We start from the raw sequence: 22,742 nt of genomic DNA on the forward strand, positions 1-22,742 counted from the left end.
CATCGTGAAACGCGCCACCGTCGAGCGAGACTCGATCAGTCGAGATCGTCGTGCCGCATGAGCTGCCGCGCCGCCTCCGTGATCGACCCGCTCAGCGACGGGTACACCGAGAAGGTGGCCGCGAGATCGTTGACCGACAGGTTGTTCTGGACGGCGATCGCGATCGGCAGGATCAGCTCCGACGCCGTCGACGCGACCACGACACCACCGATGACCACGCCGGTCGCGGGACGGCAGAAGATCTTCACGAAACCGCGCTTGAGTCCCGCCATCTTCGCGCGCGGGTTGGTGTTCAGCGGCAGCATCACGGTCCGCGCCGGGACCTCGCCGTTGTCGATCGCGGCCTGGCTGACACCGACCGTGGCGATCTCCGGGCGCGTGAACACCGCGGACGCAACGGTTTTGAGCTTGATGGGGCTCACGCCTTCACCGAGCGCGTGGTACATCGCGATGCGACCCTGCATCGCGGCGACCGACGCGAGCGGCAGCAGACCGGTGCAGTCACCCGCGGCGTAGACGCCCGGCACCGCAGTGCGCGACACGCGGTCGACCGGGATGTAGCCGCCGCGATCGAGCTCGAGCCCGATCTTCTCGAGGCCGAGACCGGACGTGTTGGGAATCGAACCGACGGTCATGAGAGCGTGGCTGCCCTCGACGATCCGGCCGTCGGCGAGCAGCACGCGCACCCCGTCCCCGGTGCGTTCGACCACGTCCGCGCGAGCGTGCTTGACGAGGGTGACACCGCGCTCGGCGAACGCGTCCTCGAGCACGAGCGCCGCATCCTCGTCCTCGTGCGGCAGCACACGGTCACGGCTCGACACCAGGGTGACCTGCACGCCGACTTCGGTGTACGCGGAAACGAACTCGGCGCCGGTGACACCGGACCCGACGACGACCAGGTGCTCGGGCAGCTTGTCGAGGTCGTAGAGCTGACGCCAGGTGAGGATACGCTCGCCGTCCGGCACCGCGCCGGGCAGCACACGGGGGCTCGCGCCGGTCGCGATGAGAACGACGTCGGCGTCGAGCACCCTCTCGTCGCCGGTGAACAGGTTCGCGCGGACCTGGTGGGCCGCCATGCCGACCTCGCGGTCGATGAGTTCGCCGTGCCCCGAGTAGATCGACACACCGGCGGCCTCGAGCTTGGTGCGGATGTCGGCGGACTGGGCACGGGCGAGGCCCTTGACGCGGGCATGGACCTGCGGCAGCGACACGGCGGCGCGTTCGAGCTCGATGCCGAGATCCGCGGCGCGGCGCATGTCGGTGCGCACCCCGGTCGACGCGATGAAGGTCTTCGACGGCACACAGTCGAACAGCACACAGGCGCCGCCGATCCCGTCCGAATCGATCAGTGACACCGTCGCGCCGTACTGGGCCGCCACCAGCGCAGCCTCGTAGCCCGCAGGCCCACCGCCGATGATCACGATCCGGGTCATTTTTCTCCTCTGTATCGATTCCGAGATGGTCCTCGGGCCGGTTTCCGGGCGTGCAGGGTCACCGCTTCGCCCTCATAAACGCTATGCCACCGGGCGCGGGCAGCGCATACGGACGCGCGGACTCGGCGACAAGTGCCCCGAATCCTGCGTCGGGCGGTGACCGATTAGCCTTAGGCACGTGCCGATCTACGCCGCCTACGGGTCCAACATGCATCCGGAGCAGATGTTGCAGCGCTGCCCGCACTCGCCGATGGCCGGTACCGGGTGGTTGCACGGCTGGCGGTTGACGTTCAGCGGCGCAGACCTCGGGTGGGAGGGCGCCCTCGCGACCGTCGTCGAGGACGAGGACTCGAAGGTCTTCGTGGTGCTCTACGACGTGCCGGACGAGGACGAGCGCAGCCTGGACCGCTGGGAGGGCTCCGAACTGGGCGTCCACCGCAAGATCCGGGTGCGTGTGGACACCGCCGACGGGCCGGTTCTCGCGTGGCTGTACGTCGTGGACGCGTACGAGGGCGGCCTGCCGTCCGCCCGCTACCTCGGGGTCATGGCCGATGCCGCGGAGATCGCGGGCGCCCCCTCCGACTACGTGATGGACCTGCGGACCCGCAACAGCCGCAACGTCGGACCCGGCCGGCCCGACGCGTTCTGAGGGCCGAGGTTCCGTCGGGCCCGGGGTCCGTCAGTCCGCGTAGAACGGGACCGGCAGACACACCCGGACCGACACCGCGTCCCCAGGGCGCAGGTCGTCGACGTCGCCGCGCAGTGAGCGGATCGTGATGCCGGGTCCGTCGACCCGCACCTCGCTGTGCGCACCACCGAAGGCCATGTCGCGGACCGTGAACGACGACTCCCCCACCGCCGCTTCGACGGCGATCTGCTCGGGTCGCACCAGAATCCGGCCGGTGCCACGTCCCGGCGCGGTGAGCTGCACCTTTCCGACCGGCGTGTGGGCATGGTCGCCGTCCGCCTCGGCGTCGAGCACGATCGCCTCACCCACGAACTCCCCGACCGCGACGGACACGGGCGTCCGGTACACCTCCTCCGGCGTCCCGACCTGGGCGAACCGGCCGTCGAGCATGATCGCGACCCGGTCCGCGATCGCGAGGGCCTCGGCCTGATCGTGTGTCACCAGCACCGACGCGACCTGCTGTTCCCGCAGCAGGACACGCACGTCGGCGCGCAGGCTGGACCGCAGGCCCGCGTCGAGCGCGCTGAACGGCTCGTCGAGCAGCACCACCGCCGGTCGCGGTGCGAGCGCCCGGGCCAGCGCGACCCGCTGCTGCTGGCCGCCGGACAACTGGCCGGGCTTCCGCCGGCCCATGCCCGCCAGCCCGATCAGCTCGAGGAGTTCCTCGACGCGCCGGCCCCGCGCGGCCCGCTGCCGGACCCGCGAGTCCCAGGTGGGTCGGGTCAGGCCGTAGCCGATGTTCCGGGCGACGTCGAGGTGCGGGAACAGCGCACCCTCCTGCGGGACCAGGCCCACCCCGCGGCGCTCCGGGGGCAGGTCCGTCACGGACCTGCCGTCCGCGACGACCCGGCCGGCACTCGCCGGATGCAGGCCCGCGATCACCCGCAACAACGTGGTCTTGCCACCACCCGACGGGCCGAGCACGGCGAGCAGGTCGCCCCGCGGAACCTCGACGGACACGTCGGTGACGACCTCGGCGCGCCCGTACCGGGCACACACCGCGTCGACGGTCAGTCCGTTCACTCCTCACCACCACTTTCGGCATCGACACGACCGCGCAGCAGCCGGCCCAGGATCAGCGACGGCAGCGCCGCGATGAGCACGAGGATCACCGCATACGGCGCTGCCGAACCGTATTCGAGCGTTTCGGTGTGCTTCCACATGCCGGTGGCCAGGGTCTCGTGCCCGATCGGGACGAGCAGCAGCGTCGCGGGCAGTTCCTTCGCGATGGTGAGGAACGCCAGCGCGCATCCGGCGACGACCCCCGGTGCGGCGAGCGGAATCGTCACGCGCAGACCCGTGAGGAACCGGCCGCTGCCGAGCGTCGCCGACGCGTCCTCGAGGCCGGGCGGGATCGCGGCGACCGCGGCATGGATGGATCCCACGGCGAGGGGCAGGAACAGCACGGCGTAGGCCACGAGCAGCATCGGGGTGTGCTGGTACCACTGCGGCAGCAGCCGGATGCCGAAGAACACGAGTGCCAGGCCGACGGTGATGCCGGGCAGCGCGAAGCCGACGTAGGCGGCGCTCTCGGTGAACCGGGCCAGCGGCGACGTCGAGCGGGCCGCGAACACGCCGACCGGCAGGGCCAGCGCGGTGGTCAGCAACGCACCGAGCGCGGCGACCCACAGGGTGTAGGTGGTCGCGGTCCAGATGGCGGACCAGTCGACCGACGCCTGCTGCGATCTCCACAGCCACCGGGCCAGCCCGGCCACCGGGACTCCCACGGAGACGGCGAGGGCCGCGACGAGGAACCCGATCGCCGGCAACCGTCCGGTCCCGAGCAGCACCCGCCCCGGAGTGCGGGCCGCCCCGGAGCCGACGCGGGCGGTCGCGCCGCGCCGCACCCCGCGTTCGGCGACGGTGAGGATCACGGCGAGCGCCACCAGGATCAGGCCGAACACAGCGGCCGGGGTGCGATCGAGCAGACCGCGGTAGCTGCCGTAGATCGCAAGGGTGAACGCCTCGTAACGCATGAGCGCGACCGCCCCGAAGTCGCTGAGCGTGTACAGCGCGACGAGCAGCCCACCGGCGGCGGCGGTGGGCCACACCTGCCGCAGCGTCACCGTCACCGTGGTGCGGAGGCGGGATCGGCCCAGGGTGCGGGCGACCTCCTCCAGTCCCGGATCGATCGACGCGAGGGCCGCCGCCACCGGCAGGTACACGTAGGGGAAGGACGCGCAGGTCAGTACGAGCGCGGCGCCGACGAATCCCTCGAGCGCGGGGAACTGGGCGATCCACACGAAGCCCGACACGTACGACGGGATCGCCAGCGGCACACTGAGAGCGAGCGCGAACCACCGGCGGCCGGACAGGTCGGTGCGGGTAGTGAGCCACGCGGCAGCGAGCCCGACGACGAGGCATGCGACGGTGACCGTCAGCGCGAGAACGCCGCTGCGCCAGATCAGGTCGAGGGTGCGCTGACGAAAGATCAGCGACCACACCCGGTCCGGGCCGTCGGCGAAGGCCCGCATCACCAGGTGGACGACCGGAGCAAGCGCGAACACGGCCACACCCAGCGCGGCCAGGGCCAGTACCGGCCGGCCGCGCCGGGTGCGGAGCGGAGCGGTGAGCGTGATCAGATGAAGCCCAGATCCTGCAGCAGCGACTGGGTCTGCTCGACCGACGCGAGTTCGGCGAGTTCGATGTCCGAGGTGCCGATCTCGGTGATCGGACGGAGTTCGTCCTTCGTCTCGACACCGAGCACGATCGGGTACTCGGACGTCTCGTCCGCGAAGTAGGTCTGCGACTCGGGCGAGAGCAGCGCCGCGACGAACTGCTGGGCCTGTTCCGGCTGATCGGTGGTCGCCAGGACACCGGCGCCGGCGATGTTCACGAGTGCTCCCGGGTCGCCGGGACGGAAGTAGTGGACCTGAACGGCGAGGTTCTCGGCGCCCTTCTCCTCGGCCAGCCCGTACCAGTAGTAGTGGTTGGTCAGCCCGAGGCTCACCTGGCCGCTGTCGACGCCCTCCATGAGCGGGCCGTTGCCTTCGAACGCGACGGGCTCGTTCGCCTTGAACGCCTCGAGCCACTGCCGGGCACCGTCCTCGCCGCGCGACACGCGCAGGCCCGTCACGAAGGACTGGAACGACGCGTTCGTCGGAGCGAAACCGATCTGCCCCTTCCACTTCGGGTCGAGCAGATCGTCGATTCCGGTGGGCAGATCCTGCGGCTGCACCTTCTCGTCGTTGTAGACGAGCACGCGGGCCCGGGCGGAGGTCGCGACCCAGGTGCCGTCCTCGGCCCGGTAGTAGGGCGGGACCGGATCGGTCACCGAGGCGGGCAGCACCTCGAGCATCCCCGCCTGATCGAGGAGACCGAGTGCACCGGCGTCCTGACTGAACACGACGTCGGCGGGTGAGGAATCGCCCTCCTCGATGAGTTTGCCGGTGATCTCCGGGGTGCCGCCGTAGACGACCTCGATCGGGAACCCGAGCGTGTCCTCGAGCCGATCGATGAGCGGTGCGACCAGGTTCTCGCTGCGGCCCGAGTACAACGTCAGCGCGCCGCTGTCCTCCCCGGACTCGTCGGACGCGCTGTCGCTGCCGCAGGCGGCGAGTACGGACACCAGCGCGCCGGCCGTCAAGGCTGCGGCAAGTCTGCGTCGAACGTGCATCCCGGACCTCCTGTTGTGAGCTGTCACTCACAGGAAACCTACAGGTTCAGGTCAGGCTAAGCTCATCCGGCCGTTTCACCCTGCGCCGAGCACGAGGTTGGTCATCACCCGCACTCCCACCGGCAGCGCCCGCTCGTCGAGGTCGAACGTGGGCTGATGGATGTCGAGCGCCGGTCCGGTCCCGAATCCCACACCGAGCCGGCCCATCGCCCCGGGGATCTGCTCGAGGTACCACGAGAAGTCCTCGCCGCCACCGGATTGCGGCGTGTCGGCCAGGGCGTCCGGGTCGGTGGCCCGGATCGCGGCCTCGAACATGCGCGCCGAGACCTCGTCGTTGACGACCGGGGGCACACCCCGGCGATAGTCCAGCTCGTAGCTGACCCCGGTCGGTGCGAGCAGACCGTGGACGACTTCGCGCACCATGGGTTCGAGCAGTTCCCACGTCTCGTGGTCGCCGGTACGCACGGTGCCGGCGAGCATCCCGGTCCGCGGAATCGCGTTCGGCGCCTTGCCCGCGCTGACCGCACCCCAGACCATGACGGTGCCGGTCCGGGGATCGATACGGCGGCTGAGCATGCCGGGCAGTCCGGTGATGACGGTGCCGAGCCCGTAGACCAGATCGCCGGTCAGGTGCGGACGCGAAGTGTGGCCACCGGGCGAATCCAGCACCAGTTCGACGGTGTCGGCGGCGGAGGTGATCGCACCGACCCGCATCCCGACCTTCCCCGCTTCGAGGCGCGGATCGCAGTGCAGCGCGAAGATCCGGGACACCCCGTCGAGACCGCCGGCCGCGACGACGTCCAGGGCACCGCCCGGCATGACCTCCTCGGCGGGCTGGAACACCAGCCGGACGCCGACGGGCAGCTCGGGGACCTCGGCCAGTGCGAGTCCGGTGCCGAGCAGGACGGCGGTGTGGGCGTCGTGACCGCACGCGTGCGAAACACCGGGGACCGAGGACGCGAACGGCAGTCCGGTCAGCTCCTGCATCGGAAGGGCGTCCATGTCGGCGCGCAAGGCGATACGCGGTCCCGTGGTGGGCCCGAGATCGCAGATCACGCCGGTCCCGCGAGGCAGCACCTTCGGTTGGAGCCCGGCCGCGGACAGGTGCCCCGCGACGAACTCGGTCGTCGCGTACTCCTGGCGGGCCAGTTCGGGGTTCGCATGGATGTGGCGACGCCATGCGGTGAGGTCCTGGGTGTGGTCACCGAGCCACTTCTCGACATAGGGGTTCATCGGCGCGCGACCCCTTCGAGGAGGCGATCACGCTGACCGGCATCGGACGCGACGCGGGCCGCGGTCGCCGCGAGCGCCCGGGCTCCGTCGAGCACCGCCCGATCCGCGGACTCGGTGATACACGCCGCCGCGAAAGCAGCCTGGTGCGTGACCGCACCACCCGAATCGAGTCCGATGACCGGATGGATACCCGGCACAACATTCGTCACGTTTCCCATGTCCGTGCTGCCCAGCGGGCGCGATCCTTCCTCTTCGACGGGCAGCGGCGCCCGTCCCATGCCGATGATCACCTCACGATATGCCTGTACGAGCCACGGGTCGGGAGTGAGTTCGGTGTAGGTGGGTGACACCGTCCGGATCCGGTGGGTGCAGCCGGCGGCGAGCGCCCCTGCCGCGAAGCAGTTCCCGGCCCGTTCGGACAGGTCGGCGAGCGACTCCGCGGTCGTCGCGCGCAGGTAGTACAGCAGCTCGGTGTGCGCGGGCACGATGTTCGGGGCCGTGCCGCCGTCGCTGACGATGCCGTGGATCTGCTGGCCCGGCAGGAGGTGCTGACGCAGCAACCCGATCGCGACCTGGGCGACGGTCGCGGCGTCGGCGGCGTTGCGTCCGTACTCGGGTGCCGCCGACGCGTGCGCCTCGCGTCCTTCGTAGCTGACGGCGATGTCCGCCAGCGCGAGGGAGGTCGCACCGGTGATGTCGAAGGGGCCCGGATGCACCATCATCGCCGCGGCGACGTCGTCGAACACGCCGCGCTCGAGCATGAGCACCTTGCCCCCGCCGGTCTCCTCGGCGGGGGTTCCGATGACCCGCACGGTGACTCCCAGGGCATCGGCGACGGACGCGAGACCGAGACCGGCACCGACGGCAGCGGCGGCGATGATGTTGTGCCCGCAGGCGTGACCGATTCCGGGCAGCGCGTCGTACTCGGCGCAGATCCCGACGACGAGTTCGCCGCTGCCGAAACGGGCGTCGAACGCGGTCGGGAGATCGGCGATCCCCGTGCGGATCTCGAATCCCGCGGCGCGCAGGACCTCGACGACCTTTGCGGCACTGCGGTGCTCGTCGAACGCGAGTTCCGGTTCCGCGTGGATCGAATGCGAGAGGGCGATGAGCTCGTCGGACGCCGCCTCGATCACCCTGTCCGCTTCGGTCGTCACATCGTCCAGTCTGTCATGCCGACCGCCCGGTCCAACGGTCAGCCGAAGCGGAAGTTCGACTCGTCGGTCTTCGTCTCGAGTGCGGCGACGAGGGGCGCGTGCAGGCCCCGTTTGACGACGCCGAGGTTCGCGCTGCGGGTCGAGGTCAGTCCCGCCGCCCGCTCGACCGCCGCGGCCAGGACCGCGTCCCCGTCGACGGCCTGGGCGACGATCCCGGCGGCCAGCGCGTCGGAGCCTCCGTAACGGCGGCTCGTGGTGACGGCCTCGACCGCGGTGGCGGGGGTCAGCCGGGTGCGCAGCAGCGCGGACATGCCGACGGTGAACGGCATACCGAGCTGCACCTCGGGCAGGCACCAGAAGCCGCGGTCGGCGCGCATCACCGCGAAGTCGTGGGTGAGGGCGAGCATCGCGCCGGCGCCGAACGCATGGCCCTGGATCGCGGCGACGGTCGCGGCGGGGAAGGTCAGCATCCGCACGTACAGCGCGTGCACGGTGTCGAGATAGCCGGGCAGGTCGGGCAGATTCCCGAAGATCCAGTCGGTGTCGAGGCCGTTGCTCCAGAATTTTCCGGTCGCGGCGGTCACGAGCGCGGCGGGACCGTCGTGCGCCTCCACCTCGTCGAGCAGCGCGCCGATCTCGGCCAGCCGGTCGGGATGGAAGCGGTTCTCGTCGACCTCCCGGTCCCGGTCGCCGAGGTACAGGACGAAGACGTCGCCGTCACGTTCGAGATAAGGCATGGACACGAGGATAGACCCAATAGCTACTCGCGAGTAACAAGCAGGTTGGCACTAGGGTCATGCGCCATGGGAGCAGCCGACGCCATCCTCGATCCCCCCGCCGAAGCCGGACGGGCCGCCGCCGTCCTCGCCGAGCGCACCGGGGTGGCCGCCCACCCGGTCGCCGTGGTGCTCGGCTCGGGCTGGCGCGCCGCCGTCGAACGGTTCGGGCCGACCGTCGCGGACGTACCCATGAACGACCTGCCCGGCTTCACCCCGCCGACCGCGGCCGGTCATCCCGGAACCGTCCATTCGGTGACCGTCGGACGGACCCCGGTGCTGTTGCTGGCCGGGCGCATCCACGCCTACGAGGGCCACGACCTCAGCCGCGTCGTGCATCCTGTGCGCACCGCCGTCGCGGCCGGCGCCCGCACCGTGATTCTCACCAACGCCGCCGGTGGCATCCGCCCGGACCTGAAGGTCGGCGAACCCGTGCTCATCTCCGACCACCTCAATCTCACCGGCCGGTCGCCGCTGGTCGGCGCCCAGTTCGTCGATCTCGTCGACGCCTACTCCGCCGACCTGCGCAGCCTCGCCCGCGAGATCGATCCCTCGCTCGCGGAGGGCGTGTACGCGGGTCTGCCCGGCCCGCACTACGAGACACCGGCCGAGATCCGGATGCTGCGCACCCTCGGCGCCGACCTCGTCGGCATGTCCACGGTGCACGAGACGATCGCCGCGCGCGCCGCGGGAGCACGCGTGCTCGGCATCTCGCTCGTGACCAACGCGGCCGCCGGCGTCACCGGTGAGCACCTCGACCACGCCGAGGTCCTGGCCGCCGGGCAGGCCGCGGCCCGCCGCATGGGCGATCTGCTGCGCGAACTGGCGGCCCGGCTGTGAGCCTGCGCTTCGGGACCGCGGGATTGCGGGGACCGGTCGGCGACGGCCCGGACTGCATGAACGTGCCGGTCGTCGAGCGCACGACCGCCGGGCTCGCGGCCTGGCTCGACGCGCAGGGGCACGGCGGCGGCACCGTCGTCGTCGGCCGCGACGCCCGCACGGGATCCGCCGAATTCTTCACCGCGGCAACGGAGGTGCTCGCCGCGGCAGGATTCGACGTGGTCGCGCTCCCCCGCCCGCTGCCGACGCCGGTCACCGCGTACGCGGTGCGCGCGCTCGGTGCCGTCGCCGGGGTGCAGATCACCGCGTCGCACAATCCCGCCGCCGACAACGGCTACAAGGTGTACGTCACCGGCGGTGCCCAGCTGGTCTCCCCCGCGGACCGCGAGATCGAAGCGGCGATCGACGCGGTCGGCGGTGCGGTGCCTCGTACGCCCGTGAAACCCTCGGGCGGCGACCTCGTCGAGAGATACCTCGCGCGGGTCGCGACACTGCCGCGGTCGCCGCACCGGAACGTGCGGATCGCACTCACCGCGCTGCACGGCGTCGGCGGCGAGACCGCGGTCGCGGCGTTGCGGCAGGCCGGATTCACCGACGTGCACGTCGTCGCGTCCCAGTCCGCGCCGGACCCGGCGTTCCCCACCGTGGCGTTCCCGAACCCCGAGGAACCCGGTGCCACCGACGCGCTGCTCGCGCTCGCAGAGGAGGTCGGCGCAGACGTCGCACTTGCGCTCGATCCGGACGCCGACCGCTGCGCGGTGGGGGTGCCGGCGGGCAGCGACTCGCGACGGCCCGCCGTCGAGGGCTGGCGGATGCTGCGCGGCGACGAGACCGGCGTGCTGCTCGGCGATCACATCCTCGCGGGAGCTCACCCGGGAGCGCTGGTGGCGACCACGATCGTGTCGTCCACGCTGCTGGGGAAGGTCGCCGCCGCGCGCGGCGCCCGCTTCGCGCAGACCCTCACCGGCTTCAAGTGGCTGGCCCGCGCCGGGGAGGGGCTGGTCTACGCGTACGAGGAGGCGATCGGTCACTGCGTCGACCCGGATGCGGTGCGCGACAAGGACGGCATCGCGACGGCGGTCGTGGTCGCGGATTATGTGGCGGACCTGAAGGCGGGGGGTCGCACGCTGCTCGACGCGCTCGACGATCTGTACGACGAGTTCGGCGTGCACCTGACCGATCAGGTCTCGATCCGGGTCGCCGACCTCACGCGGATCGACCGGCTCATGGCCTCGTTGCGGGCCACGCCGCCGGACGAACTCGCGGGTGAGGCGGTCACCGTGACCGATCTCGCCCGGGCGGAGACACGACTGCGGACCGACGCGCTCGTGTTCGAGGGCGCGTCGGTCCGCGTCGTCGTCCGGCCGTCCGGCACCGAACCGAAACTCAAGTGCTACCTGCAGGCGGTCGCGGTGGACGGAAACCACGGCAGCGCCACCAACAAGCTGGCGGCGCTGCGCGTGTGGGCTTCCGGGATGGCCGATTGAGCCTGGGTCGTCAGACCCGCTGCGGCACACCGTAGGTGACGACGGTGTCACCCTTCGAGGTGGTCGCCTTCGCGAACGGCCGGACGGTGACCGGGCCGATCGCCCCGGACACGGAACCGTGCACACCCGCGATGCGGACGGTGACGCCGCTGCCGTCGAATTCGAGATTCTCGACGATCGGCACCTCGGTGATGCCGCCCGGTTCGAGTTCGACCTCGATCTCCTGCTCGGGAATGATCGTGCCCCCGAGTTCGGCGCTGGTGCCCAGGCCCAGGCCCAGGCCGAGAGCCGCACCGCCATCGTTGTCGAATCCGAGATCGATGCCGAAGTCGGCGCTGTTGCCGACCCCCCAGTTGAGGCTCGGGGTGAAGATGTGGACGATCGCGCCGGGCAGCGCGACCGGATAGCCGATCTGGTAGCCCAAGGTGAGCTTGGTGTCCTGGAACGCGTCGGCACCAGGACCGGTGATCCGGACGGCGGCGACACCGTCGTTGAAGAACTCGACGCTCAACGGTGAGCTGTCGAGCGGCGGGACGGACTGAATCGACGTGTCCGCCTGCAGGACTTCGATCGTGGCGCCGCCGTCGAGCGGCATCGACCGGGCGTTGTCGACTGCGGCTCCTGCGGCGCCCGGGTTGACCATCGCCACGAACGCGGCGGCAGCCACCCCCAGTGCTGCTGCCCGGAATCGCCGGCGGGATTTCGTTACGGAATTGCGGACCATCGCGTTTCCCCATTTCACGAACAGATGACAGTGAAGCGATCGTGATGCACGCCTCAGAGTAATGAGCCGCAAGCGATTTCGTGAGGAAGATCGTGAAGAGTTGGTAACGGATCAGCGCCTGAACCGCGTCTCAGCAGCCCCATGTGCACCATAAGCACCAAAACGGGCATCGATGTCACGATTCGGCTGCGTGTTTCGCAGAGTAGGCGATGGCCGTTATCGCGGCCCGAATTGACGGTCGCCCGCGTCGCCGAGGCCCGGAACGATGTACTTGTTCTCGTTCAGGCCTTCGTCGATCGTCGCGGTCACCAACCGCACCGGATGCCCGCACGCCGCGAGCGCCTCGACACCCTGCGGCGCCGCCACCACGCACACCGCGGTGATGTCGGTCGCGCCGCGGGACACCAGGAGCTCGATCGTGTGCACCATCGATCCACCGGTCGCCAGCATCGGATCCAGCACGAACACCGGCAGCCTGGACAGATCGGCGGGGAGGGACTCGAGATAGGGCACCGGCTCGAACGTCTTCTCGTCGCGCGCCAGCCCGACGAAACCGACCTGTGCCTGCGGGATCAGCGCGTGCGCCTGATCGACCATGCCCAGACCGGCCCGCAGAACCGGGACCAGAAGTGGCGGTTGCTTCAGCCGCACCCCCGTGGTCGTCGTGATCGGCGTGCGCACCTCGAACTGCTCGATCGGCGCGTCCCTGACCGCCTCGTACACGAGCATCTGGGTGAGCCGGCTCAGTGCATGCCGGAAGGCGGCGTTGTCGCTGCGCTCATCGCGCAGGATCGTGAGGAGCGAGGCAGCGAGCGGATGATCGACGACGAGCGGATCCATGCCCGAAGGATAGAACGGTGGAACCGGCCGCCGCCCGAATGCGTCGAACCCGTCGAGAGCGATTCGATCCGACATCGAGGGGCGTGAGGCGTGAGAGGCGAGTTTCGGCAGGACGGTGTGCAGGTACGCCCGGAGACCATCGCAGCGTTCGGCGGTACGGCGGGAGACCTGGCAGAACGAATGCGTGGCGCGGTCGACGAGATCCGGGGCGCCGCCCCCGAACAACTGGACACCGGGCTCGGCCCGATCGGAACGGGATTCGTCGCGGCCCTGGTCACGGCGCATCGCGCGCACGAAGAGCACGTGTCCCGCCTCGTGACCGCACTCGACGGCATGTCCGTGGTCGCCGCAGCGACCGCAGCGGGCTACGAGAACCGCGAGGCCGAGTGGTCCACGGGTCTGCAGTCCGCAGGCACGCCCGAGGCGGGAGCGCGACGATGACCATCGGGGCCGATCTGCTCGCGGCTCCGCTGGCGGATCTGCTCACCGCATTCGGCTCCGGCACCGCACCCGCGATCGATCCGGCGGCGGCGTTGCGAGCCGGGACCGCAATTGCGGAGGACGTACACGCCATCGGCCGCGCCGCGCTCACCGAACTGGTGTGGGACTGGACCGGTACCGCGGCGGACACCGCGGTCCGCAGCGCCGAGCAGGTACTCGCCGACACCCTCGCCGCCGCCGACCGCGGCATGGAGATCGCCGCGATCGCGGTGGACGGCACCGCGACGGTCCTCGGCGGCGCCGTCGAGATCGCCCGCATCGTCGACTCGTTCGGTTCGGTCGCCCGCAGCCTCGAACCCGCGCTCGCGCTGCCCCAAGGCCAGCTGCTGATGCTCGCTGCCGCACTCGAACATCTCGCGGCAGGCCTCGACGTACTCGCCCGGGTCACGTCCGAACTGGCACAGCACACCGACCGGCTCACCGCCCTGCTGCCGGAGACGCCGGCCCTCACGGGAGCGGGACCGTCCGAAACCGATCCCGGTTCCGGCGACAGCCGCGCGTTCTACGACGACAGGGGCGTCGGGCCGGGCTCCGCGTCGGACTGCGCGGTGCGCCTGCCCGACGGCAGCGTCGCCACCGCACCCAACGCCACGGCCGCCGCGGCGGTGCGTCATGCGCTGTCCCAGCAGGGCACCCCGTACGTGTGGGGCGGAACCACCCCGGGACAGGGACTCGACTGCAGCGGGCTGACCCAGTGGGCCTACGGCCAGGCCGGTGTCGAGCTTCCCCGGCTGGCCCAGCAGCAGGACATCGGGATGCCGGTCGCTCCGGACTCGGTCCTGCCCGGCGACCTGGCCGTCTGGGACGGGCACGTCGCGATGGTGATCGGCAACGGCCTCATGGTGGAAGCGGGCGATCCCGTCGCCGTCACCCCGATCCGCACCGGCAACAGCGGCATGGCCTTCGAAGGGTTCTACCGGCCCACCGGCTGAGAGGGAACCGGCCGGCGACCGGGTGCGTCCAACCGGATATGAACATCACGACAGCAACCGCCGCCAATGCGGCGGGCACCGTCTCGGTGCGCACGACCGACCAGGGGGTGCCGGTCGAGCTGCACATCGATCCCCGCGAACTGCGCCACGGGGCCGGGCACCTGGCCGGGCAGATCCTCGCGCTCAGCCGCCGCGCGACCCTCGAGGCCGCGGCGCTGCGCCGCGGCGAGCTCGCTGCCCAGGGCATGCCGGACGCCCTGCTGGACCGGATGGGCCTGCCCACCCGGGACGAGGTGGCGCGCGTCCAGCAGGCCGACGACGAGCAGCGGCAACCCACGTCCTGGCTGAGGTCGGTGTGAGCGGGCACCGTGTCGACGAGATCGTCGAACGGGCTCGGGAAAGGCTGGGCATGCTCGAGGACGTGATGGCCGGGCTCGGCGAGGTGACGGCGGAAGCGACGAGCGCGGACGGCCGGGTGTGGGTACGCGTGGACGGTGGAGGCGGCATGATCGCACTGCATCTGGAGGAGTCGGCGTGCCGGCTCGATGCCGCCGAATTGTCCGCGGCGATCCTCGCGACCGCGCACGAGGCGGCGCGGATCGCAGCCGGGAAACGCGACCGGTTGCTCTCGGATCTTCGCGACTCGTTCCGGTGATGACGGTCTCGTCGACTCCCGGCTATGTCTTCGGGCGCGAGGTGGCTAGGCTTCCCGCCATGGCTGGAGACATCGTCCCGATCGAGCTCGGTCTCACCGACGACAACCTCGTCACCCTGTGGGTGCCCCGGTGGCGCGAGGACGGCGAGGAATGGCAGGCGTTCCTCGGCCGCGGGGACGATCTGTACGGGTTCCCCGGGGTCGCCGAACTGGTCGCGTTCGTCCGCTCCGACACCGACAACGATCTCGTCGAGCACCCCACCTGGCCGGTCGTCGCGAAGCTCGCGGCCGTCGAGTTCGAGCCCGACGACGCCTATCGGTTCGACATCGTCGGGGTGCCCGAGCTCGTCGCCGAGGATGTCGACCCGGAGATCGTCGCCCAGCTCCAGGACACCTTCGACGTCGTCCGCAGCCTGGGTGAGGTGTGCGATCTCGAGGCGGTGACGAAGTTCGTCGACCGGCCCGAGATCGCGACACTGCTGCAGCACGGCGCGAGCGCGTTCGACGGTGCCGACGGCGACGACCTGTGGAACCAGGTCGGCACCGCGGTCGCCGAGGACTGGGACGACGTCATCGACGCGATCGACGCCGTCGTCACGACCCCCGACGTCGACGCCGCGATCGTCGCGGAGATCGAGTCCGAACTCGTCGCTGCGGAGGAGAACGTCGTCGAGGCCGACGACACCGTCGAGGGCGAAGACGACGAGGAATACGAGTTCGTGGACGAAGACGAGGACGAGGAACTCGTCGACGACTTCTGGGGCGAGGTCGGCATCGACCCGATCAAGATCATCACGAGCGAAGGCACGTGGTTCACCCTGCGGTGCTACCTGGACGACGACGCGCTGTTCCTCGGCAAAGACGGCCTGATCTCGGTATTCGGTTCCGAGCGTGCGCTCGCCCGCTACCTGGCCGACCGTCACGACCACGATCTCGCGGCGGTGAGCACGTACGACGAGATCCGCCTCGCAGCGACCGACGGTTCGCTCGAGATCGAGGTGAGCGACGACAACGTGTACGTGCTCACCGGCATCGCCGACGACATCGCGCAGGGCGTCGACGCGGTGGACCCGGACCAGCTGGAACTCGCGGTCGAGTTGTTCACCGATGCCGCGAACTACGCCCGCGACGACTCCACCGACGCCGCGCTCGCCGGTTCCACCGAGCTGGGCTGGTTCGTCAACTACGTGCTCGAGCCCGATACGAGCCGCCTGGCCCCGAGCGCGCCGTTCGACGCCGAGGTCGCGGCGTGGCGCGAACTCGAGCGCGAGTTCGAGGCACGGCTCCGCAAGCACTAGGCGGCTCCGCCGCCGGTGTGCCTTTGTGGCGGCTCCCACCGCCACAAAGGCACACCGGGCGCTACGCGCTGATCAACACCGCGTAGCCGGGCTTGATGACGTCGTCGATCAGCTCGAGCCGCTTATCGAATGGCAGGAACGCCGATTTCATGGCGTTGATGGTGAATCGTTCGAGGTCGACCCAGCCGTAGCCGAACGTCTCGACCAGGCGCATCATCTCGTTCGTCATCGTGGTGTCGCTCATCAGCCGGTTGTCGGTGTTGACGGTGACGCGGAACCGCAGCCTCGCGAGCAGATCGAACGGATGGTCCTCGAGCGCGGCCACCGCGCCGGTCTGGACATTGGAGCTGGGGCAGAGCTCGAGCGGAATCCTCTTGTCCCGCACGTAATTCGCCAACAGACCGAGCGACGCGGTGCCGTCCTCGGCGACGGTGATGTCGTCGACGATCCGCACCCCGTGACCGAGCCGGTCGGTGCCGCAGAACGCGACGGCCTCGTGGATCGACGGGAGCCCGAACGCTTCGCCCGCGTGAATCGTGAAGTGCGCGTTGGACGCTCGCATGTACTCGAAGGCGTCGAGGTGCCGGCTGGGCGGATATCCGGCCTCGGCGCCGGCGATGTCGAACCCGGCGACCCCCCGGTCGCGGAAACGCACTGCCAGTTCGGCGATTTCACGCGACCGCGCCGCGTGCCGCATTGCGGTGAGCAGACATCCCACGTGGATCCGGCCGCCCGCCGCCGCGACCGCGGACTCCCCCGACCGGAACCCCTCGAGGACGTGTTCGACGACCTCGTCGAGCGTCAGGCCGGACTCGAGGTGCTGTTCCGGCGCGAACCGAACCTCCGCGTAGACGACGCCGTCGGCGGCAAGATCCTCGACGCACTCGCGGGCGACCCGTTCGAGCCCCTCGGCAGTCTGCATGACGGCGACCGTGTGCTCGAATGTCTCGAGGTACCGCACCAGCGAACCGCTGTCCGCCGACCGCCGGAACCATCCGGCCAACTCGGTCTCGGAATCGGCAGGCAGGGTGTGGCCGCATGCGTCGGCGAGGTCCAGAATCGTCGCCGGTCGCAGGCCACCGTCGAGGTGGTCGTGGAGCAGAACCTTCGGTGCCGTACGCACCTGCGGGGCAGTCAGCTCGTTCATGCCCCGACGGTAGTCGGCTACCCGGAGATCCGCTCCACGACGAGCGGTCGCGCGGGCACCGCGGGTGCCCCTCCGTCGGACGCCTCGGCGGAGATCCGGACCCCGCCCTGCAGCGTGGTGAGCGCGGCCGGGATCTTCTCCGGGGTATCGGTGTGCAGGGTCGCGAGGACCTGCCCGGCGCGCACCGCCTCGCCCGGTTTCGCGTGCAGCTCGACACCGGCGCCGGCCTGCACGGCCTGCCCCTGCCGTTCACGACCTGCGCCGAGCCGCCACGCCGCGACCCCGACCGCCATGGCGTCGAGTCCGGTGAGGATGCCGTCGGAGTCCGCACGCAGGGTCTCGGTGTACGCGGCGGTGGGCAACGCAGCGTCCGGGTCGCCTCCCTGCGCGGCGATCATCGCGCGCCATCGGTCCATCGCCGAGCCGTCCTTCAGCCGCTCGGCGGGGTCGACGCCGTCGATCCCGGCGAGAGCGAGCATCTCCCGCGCCAGCGCCAGGGTCAGCTCCACGACGTCGGGCGGTCCGCCACCGGCGAGAACCTCGACAGCCTCGCGTACCTCGAGCGCATTCCCCGCCGTGCGCCCGAGCGGGGTGTCCATGCGGGTGATCAACGCGACGGTGGGCAGGCCTTCGTCGCTGCCGAGCTCGACCATCGTGCGCGCGAGTTCGCGTGCCTCGCCCAGCTCGGTCATGTAGGCGCCGGAGCCGACCTTGACGTCGAGAACGAGCGCGCCCGCTCCTTCGGCGATCTTCTTGCTCATGATCGAACTGGCGATGAGCGGGATCGATTCGACGGTGCCGGTGACGTCGCGCAGCGCATAGAGCTTGCGGTCGGCCGGGGCCAGGTCCTCGGTGGGTGCGCACACGACCGCGCCGATCGCCGGATCGGTGAGGAGCTCGGCCATCTCGACGGTGTCGAGGTCGGCGCGCCAGCCGGGAATCGATTCGAGTTTGTCGAGGGTGCCGCCGGCGTATCCGAGTCCGCGTCCGGACAACTGCGGCACCGCAGCCCCGCACGCCGCGACGAGCGGTGCGAGCGGCAGCGTGATCTTGTCGCCGACACCGCCGGTGGAGTGCTTGTCGACGGTGGGCAGGCCCAACCCGGTGAAGTCGAGACGCCGTCCGGAGTCGATCATCGCGGTCGTCCAGCGGGCGGTCTCGGCGCGGGTCATGCCGCGGAACCAGATGGCCATCGCGAGAGCCGCCATCTGTTCGTCGGCGACGATGTCGTGGGTGAACGCTCTGATCACCCAGTCGATCTCGGCGCCGGTCAGTTCCAGACCGTCGCGCTTGTGCCGGATCACGGAGACGATGTCAGGCACGATCGCCTCCCGTCGGATGCACGGCCGCAAGATCATCGGGCCCGAACGCGTCGGGCAGCAGCTCGGACATGGGCCGCGGCCCTCGGGACGTGTCGACGAGCAGGTCGGGTCCGCCGTGCTCGATGAGGAGCTGGCGGCAGCGCCCGCAGGGCATCAGAACGGCGCCGCGGGCGTCGCAGACCGAGATCGCTCGCAACCGTCCGCCACCACCGGAAACGAAGTTACCGACGAGTACGCATTCGGCACAAAGTCCCACCCCATGTGAGACATTTTCCACATTGCACCCACTCACAACCGCGCCGTCGGCGGTGAGAGCGGCAGCCCCCACCGGGAACCGCGAGTACGGCGCGTACGCACGCCCCATCGCTTCATGTGCCTTGGCGCGCAACGTTTCCCACTCCACGTCCACCATGGTTGACCATCCTGTCACGGTGGCGAAGACGACGTTCGGTGGCCCCCACCGCACCAGATCACAGTTGGAAAGGCAAACCTAACTTAGCATTTCGGGCCGGTACGAATCGCGAAGGAGATTAGTTCCCACGATTCCGATGGGTTTAGAGTCTGAACAAGTCGGTTCAGGTTCTCGTCGGGCCCGTACTGCGGAATCCCCCACAGGCTACAGCGGCTCGACGCGTCCACCATTGACGTTGGAGGCACAGCACTCGATGAGCAGCACGACTGAAGCCGCCCCCGCACCGGCGGGGCGCACACGGTCGCTTTACCGGGGAGATCCCGGAATGTGGTCCTGGGTTCTGCACCGGATCACAGGCGTGGCCACGTTCTTCTTCCTTTTCGTCCACGTTCTGGACACGGCACTCGTCCGGGTCAACCCCGAGACCTACGACAGTGTCATCGAAACCTACAAGAACCCGATCGTCGGCCTGATGGAGCTGGCGCTCGTGGCGATGGTTCTCTACCACGCGCTCAACGGCCTGCGTGTCATGCTCGTCGACTTCTGGTCGAAGGGACCGCAGTACCAGCGCGTGATGCTCTGGACGATCCTGGCGATCTGGTTCGTGGTGATGATCCCCGCGGCCGGACGCATCTTCTACAACATGTTTGCGGGGCACTGACATGAGTGAAGCGAAGACTCTCGGAACGGCCTACGACCGTCCGGCCGGCCTCGACAACCCGCGCTCGCCGCGTCGTCAGGCCAAGAACAACTTCGAGCTCTACGCCTGGCTGTTCATGCGCCTGTCCGGCCTCGCACTGATCATCCTCGTGCTCGGCCACCTGTTCATCATGCTGATGCTCGACGAGGGCGTGCACCGCATCAACTTCGCGTTCGTCGCCGGTCGCTGGTCCAGCCCGTTCTGGCAGTTCTGGGACCTGTCGATGCTGTGGCTCGCGCAGCTGCACGGCGGCAACGGTCTGCGCACCGTCATCGCCGACTACTCGCGCAAGGACTCGACCCGTTTCTGGCTCAACACGATCCTCGCAGTGTCGATGATCCTGATCATGGGCCTGGGCACCTACGTGATCTTCACATTCGACCCCAACATCGTTGCGAGCTAGGGGAGCCAAGACTTCATGCAGGAACATCGTTATGACGTGGTCATCGTCGGTGCCGGCGGCGCCGGTATGCGCGCGGCCATCGAGGCCGGCCCCCGCGCCCGCACCGCGGTTCTGACCAAGCTCTACCCGACCCGCAGCCACACCGGTGCCGCGCAGGGCGGCATGTGTGCCGCGCTGGCCAACGTCGAAGAAGACAACTGGGAATGGCACACCTTCGATACCGTCAAGGGCGGCGACTACCTCGCCGACCAGGACGCCGTCGAGATCATGGCCAAGGAAGCCATCGACGCGGTGCTGGACCTGGAGAAGATGGGTCTCCCCTTCAACCGCACCCCCGAAGGCAAGATCGACCAGCGCCGCTTCGGTGGTCACACCCGTGACCACGGCAAGGCCCCGGTCCGTCGCGCGTGCTACGCCGCCGACCGCACCGGCCACATGATCCTGCAGACGCTGTACCAGAACTGCGTCAAGCACGACGTCGAGTTCTTCAACGAGTTCTACGCCCTGGACATCGCGCTGACCGAGACCGAGGACGGTCCCGTCGCCACCGGTGTCATCGCGTACGAGCTCGCCACCGGCGAGATCCACGTCTTCCACGCGAAGTCGATCGTGTTCGCCACCGGCGGTTCGGGCCGCATGTACAAGACGACGTCCAACGCGCACACCCTCACCGGTGACGGGCTGGGCATCATCTTCCGCAAGGGCCTGCCGCTCGAGGACATGGAGTTCCACCAGTTCCATCCGACGGGACTCGCGGGCCTCGGCATCCTCATCTCCGAGGCCGTCCGCGGTGAGGGCGGCATCCTCCGCAACGCCGACGGCGAGCGGTTCATGGAGCGCTACGCCCCCACCATCAAGGACCTCGCGCCTCGCGACATCGTCGCCCGGTCGATGGTGCTCGAGGTGCTCGAAGGCCGCGGTGCCGGTCCGAACAAGGACTACGTCTACATCGACGTCACGCACCTCGGTGAGGACGTCCTCGAGGAGAAGCTCCCGGACATCACCGAGTTCGCGCGCACCTACCTCGGCGTCGACCCGGTCACCGAGCTCGTCCCGGTGTACCCGACCTGCCACTACGTGATGGGTGGTATCCCCACCAACGTCCAGGGCGAGGTCCTGCGCAACAACGACGAGATCGTCAAGGGCCTGTACGCCGCCGGCGAGTGCGCCTGCGTGTCCGTGCACGGCGCCAACCGCCTCGGCACCAACTCGCTGCTCGACATCAACGTGTTCGGCCGTCGCGCCGGCATCGCTGCCGCCGAGTACGCGAACAGCACCGAGTTCGTCGAGCTGCCCGAGAACCCCGCGACCTACGTCGAGGAGTGGCTCGACCGCATCCTCCACGCGGGCGGCAAGGAGCGCGTCGCCGACATCCGTCGCGACCTGCAGCAGTCGATGGACAACAACGCGTCGGTGTTCCGCACCGAGGAGACCCTCACCAAGGCCCTCGAGGACATCCACGATCTGAAGAAGCGCTACAAGAACATCACGGTTCACGACAAGGGCAAGCGCTACAACAGCGACCTACTCGAGGCCGTCGAGCTCGGCTTCCTGCTCGAGATGGCCGAGGTCACCGTGGTCGGCGCCCTCAACCGGAAGGAATCGCGCGGCGGCCACGCTCGCGAGGACTACCCGAATCGTGACGACGCGAACTACATGAAGCACACCATGGCGTACAAGGTGGGCCAGGATCTGATCTCCGAAATCCGCCTGGATTACAAGCCGGTGGTCCAGACCCGGTACGAGCCGATGGAGCGGAAGTACTGATGACTACTCTCGAGAAGAACGACGCCGTCGCCGCGGAACTGCCTCCGGTTCCCGAGGGCGCCGTCATGGTCACCCTCAAGATCGCCCGGTTCAACCCCGAGGACGGCAAGGGTCAGCACTGGGATTCGTTCCAGGTGCCGGCGCTGCCCAGCGACCGCATGCTCAACCTGCTGCTGTACGTGAAGGGCTACCTCGACGGAACCCTCACCTTCCGCCGCAGCTGCGCGCACGGCGTGTGTGGCTCCGACGCGATGCGGATCAACGGTGTCAACCGCCTGGCCTGCAAGATCCTCATGAAGGACATGCTGCCCAAGGACGGCAAGCCGGTGACCATCACCGTCGAGCCGATCCGCGGCCTGCCGGTCGAGAAGGACCTGGTCGTCGACATGGAGCCGTTCTTCGACGCGTTCCGTGCCGTCAAGCCGTTCCTCATCACGACGGGCAACGAGCCGACCCGCGAGCGGATCCAGTCGCAGGCCGACCGCGCCCGCTTCGACGACACCACCAAGTGCATCCTGTGCGCGTGCTGCACCACGTCGTGCCCGGTGTACTGGAGCGACGGGTCGTACTTCGGCCCCGCCGCGATCGTCAACGCGCATCGGTTCATCTTCGACTCGCGTGACGAGGGTGCCGCCGAGCGTCTCGACATCCTCAACGACAAGGACGGCGTGTGGCGCTGCCGCACCACCTTCAACTGCACCGACGCGTGCCCCCGTGGCATCCAGGTGACGAAGGCGATCCAGGAGGTCAAGCGCGCGCTGCTGTTCGCTCGCTGACCCTCCCTGTCACAGGGAACTGCAACACGGAACGC

The 22,742-nt window shown here is 69.5% G+C and carries 24 protein-coding genes; 12 read left to right on the forward strand and 12 right to left on the reverse strand.

Annotated features, from left to right (window positions below):
• Positions 1 to 35 precede the first annotated feature (35 nt).
• A complete protein-coding gene (locus tag ACWDUD_RS05865) occupies positions 36 to 1,433 on the reverse strand; it encodes an NAD(P)H-quinone dehydrogenase (RefSeq protein WP_450108655.1) in 1,398 nt (465 codons plus the stop codon).
• 178 nt (positions 1,434 to 1,611) lie between these two features.
• Between ACWDUD_RS05865 and ACWDUD_RS05870 the strand changes: the two genes are divergently transcribed.
• Entirely contained in the window at positions 1,612 to 2,082 is a 471-nt protein-coding gene (locus tag ACWDUD_RS05870) for a gamma-glutamylcyclotransferase (protein ID WP_197253847.1), read from the forward strand.
• 30 nt (positions 2,083 to 2,112) lie between these two features.
• On the opposite strand, the gene ACWDUD_RS05875 is transcribed toward ACWDUD_RS05870, so the two are convergent.
• The 6 genes from ACWDUD_RS05875 to ACWDUD_RS05900 form a co-directional block, all read right to left on the reverse strand.
• Positions 2,113 to 3,144 carry an ABC transporter ATP-binding protein gene (locus ACWDUD_RS05875; RefSeq protein ID WP_450108656.1) on the reverse strand — a complete coding sequence of 344 codons (1,032 nt, stop codon included), beginning with the start codon at positions 3,142 to 3,144 and terminating at the stop codon, positions 2,113 to 2,115.
• A complete protein-coding gene (locus ACWDUD_RS05880) occupies positions 3,141 to 4,595 on the reverse strand; it encodes an ABC transporter permease (protein WP_450108693.1) in 1,455 nt (484 codons plus the stop codon). Before ACWDUD_RS05880 ends, ACWDUD_RS05875 begins: the two co-directional genes overlap by 4 nt.
• A gap of 104 nt (positions 4,596 to 4,699) precedes the next feature.
• Positions 4,700 to 5,737: an iron ABC transporter substrate-binding protein gene (locus ACWDUD_RS05885; protein WP_450108657.1), complete on the reverse strand. Its 1,038-nt coding sequence runs from the start codon at positions 5,735 to 5,737 to the stop codon at positions 4,700 to 4,702.
• Positions 5,738 to 5,812: 75 nt separating this feature from the next.
• Complete coding sequence (locus tag ACWDUD_RS05890; RefSeq protein ID WP_450108658.1) at positions 5,813 to 6,970, reverse strand: M20 family metallopeptidase; 1,158 nt, start codon at positions 6,968 to 6,970, stop codon at positions 5,813 to 5,815.
• Entirely contained in the window at positions 6,967 to 8,127 is a 1,161-nt protein-coding gene (locus ACWDUD_RS05895) for a M20 family metallopeptidase (RefSeq protein ID WP_450108659.1), read from the reverse strand. Before ACWDUD_RS05895 ends, ACWDUD_RS05890 begins: the two co-directional genes overlap by 4 nt.
• Before the next feature lie 38 nt (positions 8,128 to 8,165).
• On the reverse strand, positions 8,166 to 8,864 hold the full coding sequence (locus tag ACWDUD_RS05900) for an enoyl-CoA hydratase/isomerase family protein (protein WP_450108660.1): 699 nt from the start codon (positions 8,862 to 8,864) through the stop codon (positions 8,166 to 8,168).
• Between the two features lie 66 nt (positions 8,865 to 8,930).
• Here ACWDUD_RS05900 and ACWDUD_RS05905 point away from each other — a divergent pair, with 66 nt between their 5' ends.
• Complete coding sequence (locus tag ACWDUD_RS05905) at positions 8,931 to 9,743, forward strand: purine-nucleoside phosphorylase (protein WP_450108661.1); 813 nt, start codon at positions 8,931 to 8,933, stop codon at positions 9,741 to 9,743.
• Positions 9,740 to 11,230 (forward strand): phospho-sugar mutase, encoded by a 1,491-nt coding sequence (locus tag ACWDUD_RS05910; RefSeq protein WP_450108662.1) that lies wholly within the window; start codon positions 9,740 to 9,742, stop codon positions 11,228 to 11,230. Before ACWDUD_RS05905 ends, ACWDUD_RS05910 begins: the two co-directional genes overlap by 4 nt.
• A gap of 10 nt (positions 11,231 to 11,240) precedes the next feature.
• Here the strand turns inward: ACWDUD_RS05910 and ACWDUD_RS05915 are convergent, their stop codons facing one another.
• Positions 11,241 to 11,954, reverse strand: a complete 714-nt coding sequence (locus ACWDUD_RS05915; RefSeq protein WP_450108694.1) for an MspA family porin — start codon at positions 11,952 to 11,954, stop codon at positions 11,241 to 11,243.
• 216 nt (positions 11,955 to 12,170) lie between these two features.
• The gene (upp, locus tag ACWDUD_RS05920; RefSeq protein WP_248673214.1) at positions 12,171 to 12,794 is read right to left on the reverse strand and encodes a uracil phosphoribosyltransferase; all 624 of its coding nucleotides are present in this window, start codon (positions 12,792 to 12,794) and stop codon (positions 12,171 to 12,173) included.
• Positions 12,795 to 12,884: 90 nt separating this feature from the next.
• Here upp and ACWDUD_RS05925 point away from each other — a divergent pair, with 90 nt between their 5' ends.
• The 5 genes from ACWDUD_RS05925 to ACWDUD_RS05945 are packed head-to-tail and all read left to right on the forward strand — an operon-like array spanning position 12,885 to position 16,180.
• The gene (locus ACWDUD_RS05925; RefSeq protein WP_248673213.1) at positions 12,885 to 13,235 is read left to right on the forward strand and encodes a type VII secretion target; all 351 of its coding nucleotides are present in this window, start codon (positions 12,885 to 12,887) and stop codon (positions 13,233 to 13,235) included.
• A complete protein-coding gene (locus ACWDUD_RS05930) occupies positions 13,232 to 14,227 on the forward strand; it encodes a C40 family peptidase (protein WP_450108663.1) in 996 nt (331 codons plus the stop codon). The genes ACWDUD_RS05925 and ACWDUD_RS05930 overlap by 4 nt, the downstream gene beginning before the upstream one ends.
• Before the next feature lie 38 nt (positions 14,228 to 14,265).
• Positions 14,266 to 14,586, forward strand: a complete 321-nt coding sequence (locus tag ACWDUD_RS05935) for a hypothetical protein (protein ID WP_450108664.1) — start codon at positions 14,266 to 14,268, stop codon at positions 14,584 to 14,586.
• Complete coding sequence (locus ACWDUD_RS05940) at positions 14,583 to 14,882, forward strand: YbaB/EbfC family nucleoid-associated protein (protein ID WP_450108665.1); 300 nt, start codon at positions 14,583 to 14,585, stop codon at positions 14,880 to 14,882. Before ACWDUD_RS05935 ends, ACWDUD_RS05940 begins: the two co-directional genes overlap by 4 nt.
• 59 nt (positions 14,883 to 14,941) lie before the next feature.
• Complete coding sequence (locus ACWDUD_RS05945) at positions 14,942 to 16,180, forward strand: primosomal protein (protein ID WP_450108666.1); 1,239 nt, start codon at positions 14,942 to 14,944, stop codon at positions 16,178 to 16,180.
• 61 nt (positions 16,181 to 16,241) lie between these two features.
• On the opposite strand, the gene ACWDUD_RS05950 is transcribed toward ACWDUD_RS05945, so the two are convergent.
• The 3 genes from ACWDUD_RS05950 to ACWDUD_RS05960 are packed head-to-tail and all read right to left on the reverse strand — an operon-like array spanning position 16,242 to position 19,061.
• Positions 16,242 to 17,327 (reverse strand): adenosine deaminase, encoded by a 1,086-nt coding sequence (locus ACWDUD_RS05950; protein WP_450108667.1) that lies wholly within the window; start codon positions 17,325 to 17,327, stop codon positions 16,242 to 16,244.
• Between the two features lie 17 nt (positions 17,328 to 17,344).
• Positions 17,345 to 18,649, reverse strand: a complete 1,305-nt coding sequence (locus ACWDUD_RS05955; protein ID WP_197254983.1) for a thymidine phosphorylase — start codon at positions 18,647 to 18,649, stop codon at positions 17,345 to 17,347.
• Positions 18,642 to 19,061 carry a cytidine deaminase gene (locus ACWDUD_RS05960; RefSeq protein ID WP_197254985.1) on the reverse strand — a complete coding sequence of 140 codons (420 nt, stop codon included), beginning with the start codon at positions 19,059 to 19,061 and terminating at the stop codon, positions 18,642 to 18,644. The genes ACWDUD_RS05955 and ACWDUD_RS05960 overlap by 8 nt, the downstream gene beginning before the upstream one ends.
• Before the next feature lie 253 nt (positions 19,062 to 19,314).
• Between ACWDUD_RS05960 and sdhC the strand changes: the two genes are divergently transcribed.
• The 4 genes from sdhC to ACWDUD_RS05980 are packed head-to-tail and all read left to right on the forward strand — an operon-like array spanning position 19,315 to position 22,707.
• Positions 19,315 to 19,722 (forward strand): succinate dehydrogenase, cytochrome b556 subunit, encoded by a 408-nt coding sequence (gene sdhC / locus ACWDUD_RS05965; protein WP_282581764.1) that lies wholly within the window; start codon positions 19,315 to 19,317, stop codon positions 19,720 to 19,722.
• 1 nt (position 19,723) lies between these two features.
• Positions 19,724 to 20,164: a succinate dehydrogenase hydrophobic membrane anchor subunit gene (locus tag ACWDUD_RS05970; RefSeq protein ID WP_248673205.1), complete on the forward strand. Its 441-nt coding sequence runs from the start codon at positions 19,724 to 19,726 to the stop codon at positions 20,162 to 20,164.
• A gap of 15 nt (positions 20,165 to 20,179) precedes the next feature.
• Positions 20,180 to 21,931, forward strand: a complete 1,752-nt coding sequence (sdhA, locus tag ACWDUD_RS05975; protein WP_197254988.1) for a succinate dehydrogenase flavoprotein subunit — start codon at positions 20,180 to 20,182, stop codon at positions 21,929 to 21,931.
• Positions 21,931 to 22,707 carry a succinate dehydrogenase iron-sulfur subunit gene (locus ACWDUD_RS05980; protein ID WP_197254990.1) on the forward strand — a complete coding sequence of 259 codons (777 nt, stop codon included), beginning with the start codon at positions 21,931 to 21,933 and terminating at the stop codon, positions 22,705 to 22,707. Before sdhA ends, ACWDUD_RS05980 begins: the two co-directional genes overlap by 1 nt.
• Positions 22,708 to 22,742: the final 35 nt, after the last annotated feature.

The organism is Rhodococcus sp. NPDC003382 (genome assembly GCF_053589135.1).